This is a genomic window from Acinetobacter bouvetii DSM 14964 = CIP 107468, from assembly GCF_000368865.1.
GTDB classification, from domain to species: domain Bacteria; phylum Pseudomonadota; class Gammaproteobacteria; order Pseudomonadales; family Moraxellaceae; genus Acinetobacter; species Acinetobacter bouvetii.
In genome coordinates this window covers 165,456-176,527 of sequence record NZ_KB849729.1, presented here as the reverse complement: position 1 = coordinate 176,527, position 11,072 = coordinate 165,456, and the positions used below count along the sequence as shown (strand labels likewise).

8 protein-coding genes, 4 tRNA genes and 1 rRNA gene are annotated in these 11,072 nt (G+C 45.9%); 4 read left to right on the top strand and 9 right to left on the bottom strand.

What is annotated here, in order from left to right; genetic code table 11:
* A 16S ribosomal RNA gene (locus F941_RS14515) occupies positions 1–552 on the bottom strand; the annotation flags it as partial.
* A gap of 655 nt (positions 553–1,207) precedes the next feature.
* Here F941_RS14515 and F941_RS14510 point away from each other — a divergent pair.
* From F941_RS14510 to F941_RS14500, 3 genes are read left to right on the top strand one after another with little or no spacing between them, the layout of a single operon-like run.
* The gene (locus F941_RS14510; protein ID WP_005012791.1) at positions 1,208–1,576 is read left to right on the top strand and encodes a regulatory sequestration protein YfiR; all 369 of its coding nucleotides are present in this window, start codon (positions 1,208–1,210) and stop codon (positions 1,574–1,576) included.
* On the top strand, positions 1,573–2,796 hold the full coding sequence (locus tag F941_RS14505; RefSeq protein ID WP_005012788.1) for a diguanylate cyclase DgcN/YfiN: 1,224 nt from the start codon (positions 1,573–1,575) through the stop codon (positions 2,794–2,796). The genes F941_RS14510 and F941_RS14505 overlap by 4 nt, the downstream gene beginning before the upstream one ends.
* A gap of 7 nt (positions 2,797–2,803) precedes the next feature.
* Positions 2,804–3,283 (top strand): outer membrane lipoprotein YfiB, encoded by a 480-nt coding sequence (locus tag F941_RS14500; protein ID WP_005012787.1) that lies wholly within the window; start codon positions 2,804–2,806, stop codon positions 3,281–3,283.
* Positions 3,284–3,401: 118 nt separating this feature from the next.
* Here F941_RS14500 and F941_RS14495 read toward each other — a convergent pair.
* From F941_RS14495 to secA, 8 genes are all read right to left on the bottom strand, one after another.
* Positions 3,402–3,478 (bottom strand) — tRNA-Pro (locus F941_RS14495).
* A gap of 3 nt (positions 3,479–3,481) precedes the next feature.
* Positions 3,482–3,557, bottom strand: a tRNA-His gene (locus tag F941_RS14490).
* Positions 3,558–3,600: 43 nt separating this feature from the next.
* Positions 3,601–3,677: transfer RNA gene (locus F941_RS14485), tRNA-Arg, on the bottom strand.
* A gap of 47 nt (positions 3,678–3,724) precedes the next feature.
* Positions 3,725–3,801, bottom strand: a tRNA-Pro gene (locus tag F941_RS14480).
* 152 nt (positions 3,802–3,953) lie between these two features.
* On the bottom strand, positions 3,954–5,021 hold the full coding sequence (nadA, locus tag F941_RS14475) for a quinolinate synthase NadA (RefSeq protein ID WP_018573121.1): 1,068 nt from the start codon (positions 5,019–5,021) through the stop codon (positions 3,954–3,956).
* 154 nt (positions 5,022–5,175) lie between these two features.
* Positions 5,176–6,396: a bifunctional glutamate N-acetyltransferase/amino-acid acetyltransferase ArgJ gene (argJ, locus tag F941_RS14470; protein WP_005012780.1), complete on the bottom strand. Its 1,221-nt coding sequence runs from the start codon at positions 6,394–6,396 to the stop codon at positions 5,176–5,178.
* A gap of 157 nt (positions 6,397–6,553) precedes the next feature.
* Positions 6,554–6,907, bottom strand: a complete 354-nt coding sequence (locus F941_RS14465) for a hypothetical protein (RefSeq protein ID WP_005012776.1) — start codon at positions 6,905–6,907, stop codon at positions 6,554–6,556.
* A 139-nt stretch (positions 6,908–7,046) separates the two neighbouring features.
* Complete coding sequence (gene secA / locus F941_RS14460) at positions 7,047–9,773, bottom strand: preprotein translocase subunit SecA (RefSeq protein ID WP_005012773.1); 2,727 nt, start codon at positions 9,771–9,773, stop codon at positions 7,047–7,049.
* Between the two features lie 336 nt (positions 9,774–10,109).
* Here secA and F941_RS14455 point away from each other — a divergent pair, with 336 nt between their 5' ends.
* A complete protein-coding gene (locus F941_RS14455; protein ID WP_005012768.1) occupies positions 10,110–10,751 on the top strand; it encodes a peroxiredoxin in 642 nt (213 codons plus the stop codon).
* Positions 10,752–11,072 lie beyond the last annotated feature (321 nt).

Here is an 11,072-nt window from a genome sequence, read left to right as displayed (position 1 = left end):
CGATTAACGCTCGCACCCTCTGTATTACCGCGGCTGCTGGCACAGAGTTAGCCGGTGCTTATTCTGCGAGTAACGTCCACTATCCAGTAGTATTAGTACTAGTAGCCTCCTCCTCGCTTAAAGTGCTTTACAACCAAAAGGCCTTCTTCACACACGCGGCATGGCTGGATCAGGGTTCCCCCCATTGTCCAATATTCCCCACTGCTGCCTCCCGTAGGAGTCTGGGCCGTGTCTCAGTCCCAGTGTGGCGGATCATCCTCTCAGACCCGCTACAGATCGTCGCCTTGGTAGGCCTTTACCCCACCAACTAGCTAATCTGACTTAGGCTCATCTATTAGCGCAAGGTCCGAAGATCCCCTGCTTTCCCCCGTAGGGCGTATGCGGTATTAGCGTTCCTTTCGAAACGTTGTCCCCCACTAATAGGCAGATTCCTAAGCATTACTCACCCGTCCGCCGCTAGGAAATGTAGCAAGCTACATCTCCCCGCTCGACTTGCATGTGTTAAGCCTGCCGCCAGCGTTCAATCTGAGCCATGATCAAACTCTTCAGTTTAAAATCAATAGTGCTTTATTCAAAACACCAAATCTGGCTCATCAATTTTCTGACATTAATTTCTCAAATAAACTTCGAGTAATTTCTACCATCAATCAATGAAAATAATTTCGATCAATCAACCAGTAAAAATCCACACAAGTTGTTCTTCATAATCTCTTAATGATCTTCTTGCTGATTCGTCACCAGCAAGCTAGGTCGGCTATATTACTCTCTATCTCTAGAAAGTCAACTGGCAATTCAAATTATTTTAAACTTTCTTTCTAAAACCCAATTTCAACACTTCGTGCTAAGTTGCTGTTTTATCAGAAGTTTTAATCTTCATCACCGCCGATGGATGTGCATTCTACAGCATTTCCTACCCTATGCAATACCTTTTTCTTAATATTTTCACCGTGTGTCTTTTTTTTAAACATTTTATAGCTATTAAGTATTATTATTGGCCTAATCCATCCTAATTGCCTTGAAAATTTAGTTTGATTTACTCTTTACCCATGCAACCTTATTTTTAAAATTTAAAATGTTCCCAAAGATTACCCTAAACGCACTATGTGTCTGCGCTATTTTTTTCAGCGCCGCCTCATGTGCAGATCCAGTTTCAAACCCGTACAGCACGACCTTTTCCATTTTAAGCTACGCAAAATGGAATACCGCCATGCCTGAAATTTGTGTGGTGGACAATTCTGCGCTTGCACAGCAATTCCAAAGCCACTCACCCAATTCTTCAACTTTCAAAATTTCCAGCATTTTGAGCAATGCCATTAAAAGCAAAGATTGTGAAGTTTTAATTTTTTCAACATTATCGCCCAAAGCCGAACAACAGCTATTGAATACCGTTGTCAGCTTTCCCGCCCTATCAATCAGCACCAATAATGCAGAATGTGAATTGGGTAGCGCATTTTGCATCTATAAACGCAACAGCAGCTACGCATTTAAGGTGAATTTAAACAGCCTCGCTCAAGCCAAAGTTCACATTGATCCACGTGTATTACTTCTTGGAAAAAATGTGGAGGGCAATCAATGAAGCAGCTATACACCCCAATTACACTGCATCAGCTGTTTACGCGCTCTCAACTGACGATTTTTGTCCTGACTTTCACGATTTGCTCTGCCATTTTTTTAGTGATCTCTACATACACAATGAATGCTTATGCAAAAAGCAGCCTGAATATTTTGACGGAAGCCTTAAATGAGCGAATTCAGCCCGCCGTTGTTTTTAATGATCGGCTCACGATAAATCAAATTCTGAACGAATATATTCAGCAATACCCGATTCGCGCCATTGAAATCAACGCACCCGACAACAGCATATTGGCGCACGCAGAGCAAAAAGACTTGCAGCAGTTTTCAAGCCAGTCATTTCTGGATCATTTGCTCTACAGCCAGCCGATTTATATGAATATCGAGCATAATCAGCAAAATTTCGGCAAATTGATTGTCTACGGCAACTCATCTGAGTTAGTGATTTTTTTCCATAAAATTCTATTGGCTCTGTTAATTGGCTTCACTTTACTGCTGGCAACAGCCTACTGGGCTGTAAATTCGGTCTATCAATACCTCATGCAGTCCATACGCATGATTGTAGAATCCGCTCAAACGATCAGCGTAAAGAAGAATTACAATATGCGAGTATCAAGTTCTGACATTCAGGAGCTGCAGGCTTTAAGCACAGCCTTTAATGGCTTACTCAGCGAAATTGAACAGTCAAACCGCACACTGCTGTCTGAAAATAATAAGCTGCTGCATCAATCCAAACATGACCCCCTAACCCTTCTGCCTAACCGCAGCTTCTTTTATCAAGAGTTGTTTAAGCTTTTTGAGGCAGCCGAGCCACAGAATGCAGCCGTTTTACTGCTGGATCTCAATCACTTTAAAAATGTGAATGAAAAATTCGGCCATTTGGCTGGAGATGCTGTTTTGCGCGCATCATCCTATTGCGTCAAGAAAGTTCTGCCTGAGGATGCTTTTTTCTCACGCCTAGGAGGAGATGAGTTCGCCATCATCCTCCCAAACAGCTGCGTTTCCGCTGATATTACACATCACTGTCAACGCATCCAAGAGTGTTTTGCATCTACATTTATTTTTGAGCAGCAAAATATCTCGCTCAGCATCAGCATCGGCGCGGCTTTTACCCACAAAGCAAAAACACCTGAAGAACTGATTGCGAATGCCGATCATGCACTGTGCAAAGCTAAACAGCTGAATGAAAAATGGTATATTTACCCCAAACTTGATAATAAATAGGCACACCATGTTTAAAAAAGCAGCTACTGCTTGTTTCATTCTGACGTTAAGCGCAATTTTAAGCGCATGCATGAGTTTAGGAAATCTCAGCTATAAGCAAGCAAAAATGCTAAAAAAAGAGGGCTTTACGCTCACCCAGGATGGCTGGACTTTAGCATTGCCTGAACACCTGCTGTTTAATTTTGATGATTATCAAATCAAAGAACACCAGCAAGAGCGGCTCATTACGCTTTCCAATCAATTGCAGCAATACAATTTGGTGAAAGTTAAATTTGTCGGCCACACCGATAATATTGGCCAAGCCAGCTATAATTTATTGCTGTCGGAAAAGCGCGCGCAGAGCGTAGCCAATGTATTTTTAGCGCACGGGTTTAAAGCAGACAATATTCAGACGATTGGCCGCGGTTCCGACCTCCCTCTGGTCAGCAATGACACTGAAGAGCATCGTGCGCAAAACCGAAGAGTAAACGTGACGATTATTCCTTAATTAATACGTAAGAAAAAAGCCTCCTAAACAGGAGGCTTTTTTTAATCCGGGAATTGCCAAATTTCAGGCATAAAAAAACCGCTTAACGCGGCATCTTTACTTGACCACTTCTTAAAAGTGGTCGGAGCAGTAGGATTCGAACCTACGACCCCCTGGTCCCAAACCAGGTGCACTACCAGGCTGTGCTATGCTCCGAATTGGGGTGAATGATGGGACTCGAACCCACGACAACCGGAATCACAATCCGGGGCTCTACCAACTGAGCTACATCCACCGTTACATCGCTTTTAGATTCTAAATATCAAGCAAGCCAAAAATGGCGCGCCTGACAGGATTCGAACCTGTGACCATCCGCTTAGAAGGCGGATGCTCTATCCAACTGAGCTACAGGCGCATGCTCGATGATATAAAATATCATGCGATTATATTGCCTTGAAGAATTGGTCGGAGCAGTAGGATTCGAACCTACGACCCCCTGGTCCCAAACCAGGTGCACTACCAGGCTGTGCTATGCTCCGATTCATCTCAGCTTCGTATCGAACATCTCGTTCGGTACGGGGTGCATTTTAGGCGCGACGCCCAAGGACGTCAACACCTATATTTAAAAAAAGTTAAAAAAACGCTTCAACCGCTTATTTATCAAGCATTTTAAGCATTTTTTAATCAACTTTCAGCGTTTTAAACCCGCGCTGAAGTTCAGCATGCGGTCTAAAGGCAGTTTCGCGCGTTCAGCCAGTGCAGGATCAACGAATATTTCCTGATCGCCGCGCTGCAAAACCTGCAAAATGCCGTCTAATTCATTCATTGCCATCCACGGGCAATGCGCACAAGAACGGCACGTTGCCCCCTCACCGGCTGTTGGCGCCTCAATCAGAATCTTATCCGGCACCGCCTGCTGCATCTTGTAAAAAATGCCTCGGTCTGTCGCTACGATTAAACGCTCATGCGGCAAAGCCTGCGCTGCTTTGATTAGCTGAGATGTGCTGCCGACGGCATCTGCTATGTCGACCACTGATTCTGGCGATTCTGGATGCACCAGAACGGCCGCATCTGGATACAGCGCTTTCATATTGGCAATGCCGCGCGCGCGGAATTCTTCATGCACAATACAGGCGCCATCCCATAACAGCATATCAGCGCCAGTTTTCTTCTGAATATAGCGTCCCAAATGCTGATCGGGCGCCCAAATAATTTTTTCACCCAGACTATCCAAGTGCTCCACAATTTCAACTGCGCAGCTGGAGGTCACAACCCAATCCGCGCGCGCTTTAACAGCCGCCGAGGTATTGGCATACACCACAACAGTATAATCTGGGCGTGCATCGCAAAACTGGGTAAATTCATCCACCGGGCAGCCTAGATCCAATGAACAGGTTGCTTCTAGCGTTGGCATCAGCACTGTTTTTTCTGGCGATAAAATTTTTGAGGTTTCACCCATAAACTTCACACCAGCAACCACCAAGGTTGTCGCCGGATGATCACGGCCAAAACGCGCCATTTCCAATGAGTCTGAAACGCAGCCGCCAGTCAGCTCAGCCAGCTCCTGCACTTCTGGGTCGCAATAATAATGAGCGACAAGGACAGCATTGCGTTTTTTTAATTCAGCTTTGATCAATTCAAATTTTTCAAGCTTGGCTTCTTCCGTCAAAAGATGTTCTTTTGCCTCACCCAAACGGTCTAAATGCGCCTGCACAATGGTTTTTGCTTCATTGGCAATTAAATTGTTCGCATCACTCATAACAAAATCTTCTCTATCCTTCATGCCCAGCCTATGCGGTGGACTCTACCCAATTTACCGGCCTGAAATAACGGTTAAGCTTTTTGACCAGTCATTCAAAAGTATCCGTTATAAAAAAGCCTCGCGATGGAGGCTTTAAAAAATCTTTAACTGCTTAAGAGCGGTAATCCGCATTGATTTTCACATAATCATAGGAAAGGTCACAGGTATAGACCGTATCTTTCGCCTCGCCCCGCCCTAAATCGACACGAATGGTGATCTCGGATTTCTCCATCTCACGTGCGCCAGCTTCTTCCGTATAATCCGCTGCGGCTCCGCCATCTTTGCAAATTTGCACATCCCCCAGCCGCACCTGAATATTTTCTACATTCAGCTCCGGCACGCCGGCATAGCCAATGGCCGCTAAAATACGGCCCCAGTTTGGATCTGATGCAAACAACGCTGTTTTCACCAATGGCGAATGCGCGATGCTGTAGGCCACATCACAGCACTCTTGGGTATTGCCGCCGCCTTCTACAGCGACGGTAATGAATTTAGTCGCGCCTTCCCCATCACGGACAATCAATTGCGCCAGACGTTTCATGACACGCGTCAACACCTCTGCAACCGCTGCATAGCGGGCATCGCCCGTTGAACTGATCTCTATACCGCCCGCCTGGCCTGTTGCTGCAAAAATACAGGAGTCATTGGTTGATGTATCGCCATCAATGGTAATGCGGTTGAAAGAAACATTCACGGCATCTTTAAGCAGCTGCTGCACCAACTCACGGCTGATCGGCGCATCTGTTGCAACATAGCTCAGCATGGTCGCCATATTCGGGCGGATCATGCCTGCGCCTTTCGAAATGCCTGTAATGGTGTACGTTACACCATCCAGCTCAAACAGTTCAGATGCGCCTTTAGGGGTCGTATCCGTGGTCATGATGCCTTCTGCAGCATCAGTCCAAGAACTTTCATTCAGTGTATTCAAAGCAGGTTGCAAGCCTTGAATCAAGCGGTCAATCGGCAGCTGCTCGCCAATCACCCCTGTTGAAAAAGGTAAAATCTCAAACGGTTCAACATGAGCCAGCTCAGCCAATTTAAAACAAGTCGCTTTGGCATTTTCCATACCTAAGGCACCCGTTCCGGCATTCGCATTACCGGTATTAATGACCAAATAACGGGGATTGCCCATTTCCAAATGCTTTTTGCAGACACGTACCGGCGCTGCGCAAAATGCATTCTGTGTAAATACGCCTGCAACATTAGTGCCTGGTGAAAATTCAAAAACAACCAGGTCACGTCGGTTCTGATAGCGCACATACGCTTCTGCCGAACCAATTTTTACACCTTTCACCGCATGCATTTGCGGCATAGATACGTCACCAACTGCCATTTTAAATTTCCAATTCAGTTTGTCAGAAAAAATACAGCTTAGAGCAAAATACACAAAAAATCGAGCGCCTGCCTAGTTTAAGGCCATTTTTCTTATGCCATCCTTTTCGATAAAAAAACCAGCCGGCTGGCTGGTTTTTTAAAGCATGCAGAAGATATCAATTACGCGCCAGCTGTCCCGCTTCGTTCAGCAGCGCTTGTTTCGCTTTTTGCTGGCTTGCATCAGACAATGCTGGGTTGGATGCAACAATGCGGTCTGCATTTGCTGAATTCGCCGCAGCAATTTTTGCAGTCTGCATCACAATCGGGCGGTTTGGATTAGCAAAAGTATATTTGATACCTGTACGCGGACTGGCAATGGTCACCTGGCCATCAGCTCCGACTTGAGCTTGAGCAGTTTGCGCGCCTATGGCCTGCTTTACTTTTTCCGGTGTAGAGGTCTGTGTATTCGCAGCTGCAAATACAGGCATTGCAAGCAGAGCAATCATCAACGGCTGTAATACTTTTTTCATTGTCGGTTCCGTTTTCCAATTATCAATCTGAAACTAAATAACACTTAATTCAGCGAACTGCAAATACTATTCACAGGCTGAAAAACTTATGCCACAAAATAAATCAGAGCCTTTCGGCTCTGATTTAGGCAGTCATTCGTTAAATTTTACCATGGCACTGCTTATATTTCAGGCCTGAACCGCAAGGGCATGGCGAGTTGCGGCTTTCCGGCGCTTCAACCAATTGATTGCCGTGTACAGGTGTAAATTGCGCATCAACTTCAGCAGATAAATCATCAGCCAATAAGCTGTCAAATTCTGCATGCGACAGATTCAGCTGCATAGCATCCGCCTGAGCCTGCTTCTGCGCTTCCATCTCTGCCAGCTCTTCAGCAGTTGGCACATGAACGCGTGACAAATCAGTCACCACGTCCGATTTAATAACTGCAAGCATGTTCACAAACAGATTAAATGCTTCTTTCTTATATTCCTGCTCTGGATTCTTTTGTGCATAGCCGCGCAAATGAATGCCCTGACGCAGGTAATCCATGGCAGCCAAGTGCTCTTTCCAGTGGCGGTCCAGTGAGTTCAGCACAAAATACCGTTCCAGCTGCGCAGAAGATTCTGCGCCCATTTGCTCACGGCGGCTATGATAGCGTGACAAAACTTCATCCGTAATGCGCGCAACCAAACCTTCTTCGTCTAAGCGGCGGTCATTTTCCAGCCACTCACTGATCGGCAAATCAATCGCCAAGTCTTCGCGCAAAGCGCTTTCCAGGCCATTAATGTCCCACTGATCATGAATGGATTCAGGCGGCACATAAACTTCAATCACGCCTTTCATCACATCACGGATCATTTCATCAATATATTCCTGCAATGAGTTTTCAGCCAAAACATCATCACGCTGCGAGTAAATAATTTTACGCTGTTCATTATTCACATCATCGTATTTCAACAAGTTCTTACGGATGTCAAAGTTGCGCGCTTCAACTTTGCGCTGCGCATTTTCAATTGAGCGCGACACCATTTTGTGCTCAATCGCTTCATCTTCTTGCAAGCCCATGGCGCGCATCATAGCAACCACGCGGTCACCGGCGAAAATACGCATCAAGTCATCTTCAAGCGATAAATAGAAACGCGAAACACCTGGGTCGCCTTGACGGCCGGCACGGCCGCGAAGCTGGTTATCGATACGGCGTGATTCATGACGCTCAGAACCGATAATATGCAGGCCGCCTGAGTTCAAAACCATTTCATGATTTTGTTCCCACTCAGCTTTCAAGCGCGCTTCATCTTCAGCCGTTGGCGCTTCAATTTTAGCCAGTTTGGCTTTCCAGTTGCCGCCGAGCAGAATATCCGTACCGCGGCCCGCCATGTTGGTGGCGATCGTCACTGCGCGCGGTGAACCTGCCTGTGCAATAATATCCGCTTCACGCTCATGCTGCTTGGCGTTCAATACTTCGTGCGCAATGCCTGCTTCTTTTAATTTATCAGACAAAATTTCAGACGCTTCAATAGTTGCCGTACCAATCAGGATTGGCGCAACACCCTCTTCATGCACACGCTGAATTTCTTGAATAATCGCGTTGTATTTACCGTTGCGGTTCAAATAAATTAAATCGTTCTCATCTTTACGGATCATTGGGCGGTGCGTTGGAATCAGCACCACATCCAAACCGTAAATTTCTTTCATTTCGGCAGCTTCGGTATCCGCTGTGCCGGTCATGCCTGAAAGCTTTTTGTATAGACGGAAATAGTTCTGGAAAGTTGTGGTGGCCAGCGTTTGGTTTTCCGGCTGAATTTCCAGGCCTTCCTTCGCTTCCACCGCTTGATGCAAGCCTTCTGACCAGCGGCGGCCCGGCATGGTACGCCCGGTGTTTTCATCAACAATAATCACTTCACCATCATGAATGATGTAATGCACATTGCGCTGATACAGGTAGTGCGCGCGGATGGCCGCAGACACATGATGCACAAGGTTCAAATTGGCAGATGAATACAGGCTCTCACCTTCCGCCAGCAAGCCCATTTGAATTAAAGCGTCTTCAACAGTTTCATAGCCGATTTCGGTCATTTCAACGGTGCGCTGCTTTTCATCAATCCAGAAATGGCCGCCATCCGGCACTTTCTCTTCTTTTTGCGGATGCAGTGTCGGCGGAATGGAGTTGATTGCGGCATACAGCTGTGAAGAATCTTCACTTTGCCCTGAAATGATCAGCGGCGTGCGCGCTTCATCAATCAGGATCGAATCGACCTCATCGATAATGGCATAAGTCAGGCCGCGCTGTTTTTTCTCTGCCAGCGAGAACACCATGTTGTCACGCAGATAGTCGAAACCGAATTCATTATTGGTCCCGTAGGTGATATCCGCACGGTAAGCCTGCGCTTTTTCAGTCGGATCCTGCATGGAATAAATAATGCCGATGCTTAAACCCAAAAATTCAAACAGCGGGCGGTTCAGTTCAGCATCGCGCTGCGCCAAATAATCGTTCACGGTAATCACGTGCACGCCTTCACCGCTGATGGCATTCAAATAGCAAGCCAGCGTACCCATCAGGGTTTTACCTTCACCGGTGCGCATTTCTGCAATTTTACCTTCGTGAAGCGTAATACCGCCAATCAGCTGCACATCATAATGGCGCATTCCCATCACGCGCTTAGCCGCTTCACGGCAGACAGCAAACGCTTCTGGAAGCAACTTATCCAGACTTTCGCCTTTATTATAACGTTGTTTGAATTCTTCAGTTTTTGCAGATAAGTCTGCATCGCTTAGTGCAGATATCGTCGGCTCGAGCGCATTCACTTTGTCTACGATTTTACGCATGCGTTTGAGTTCGCGCTCATTTTTAGTACCGAAGATGCCTCCGATCAGACTTGCCAACATGAATAGACTCTCTAAATCTTGCTTGTCAAATGAATAAGTTTTCTTAGTCGTTATTATGGTGCTAGAAATTTGAAGTACAAGGGCTTTGCGCAAAAAGCCGCTAAAAAAGTCTGATCTTTCATTCTAGCCCGATGAACCTAAGGCAAAGTAATGTAGCAAATTTTGTACAGCCGATACAGTAAATGCCCGATGACTCTCAGGATTTTTCCCACTGAATCGTTATTTTCTATTTTCACTTTACAGATAAAGAAATACATAAACAGTATTTTTCATAGTAAAGAAACTGCGCCATATTAAACAACATCTACATACAACAATGCATTATGAGGCTTGAAAATGAGTTTACGCTTAGGAGACACCGCACCTGATTTCACACAGGAATCCAGCGAAGGCGCCATCCGCTTTTATGACTTCCTCGGAGACAGCTGGGGCATTTTGTTTTCGCATCCCGCCGATTACACGCCTGTCTGCACCACAGAGCTGGGCTATACGGCAAAACTGCAGGATGAATTTGCTAAACGCGGCGTGAAAGCCATAGCGCTCTCTGTGGATGATGTTGAATCTCACAAAGGCTGGATCAATGACATCAATGAAACACAAAATACCACGGTCAATTTCCCGATCATTGCAGACAAAGACCGTAAAGTTTCTACGCTGTATGATTTCATTCATCCGAATGCCAGTGAAACTTTAACTGTCCGCTCTTTGGTGATTATTGATCCGAATAAAAAAGTGCGCCTGATTATTACCTACCCGGCATCGACAGGCCGCAACTTTAATGAAATTCTGCGCGTCGTTGACTCCCTGCAGCTGACGGATCACCATAAAGTGGCCACACCAGCCAACTGGCAGCAGGGCGATGATGTGGTGATTGTCCCGTCTTTAAAAGATGAAGAAGAAATCAAACAGCGCTTTCCAAAAGGCTATAAGGCCGTTAAGCCCTATTTGCGCTTAACGCCCCAGCCTGAGCAAGGATAAGCAGAGCACAGCTCTGCCCTTGTGCACAAATTAACAAGACTCCTTTTAATTTGTGCGCAAGGCAAACGGCGTGCGCAGTATTGAAAGCACTGCTTTTAAATATTCACAAGACAAGCGAAGTACACAGCATAGAAAAGCAAAAAATTACGCTGCCATTAAAATAAGGGAGAACTTTTATAAATACGACGGCTGAACCGCGCTAAATTCAGACCGCATGACGAGCCGGTCTTGAGATTCTCCACAGCCTGCCTCCGCGCAGGCTTTTTTTTCAGCCTGAAATATGAATCATTGCAAAGCTTAAACAAATACAATTTGGTGAAA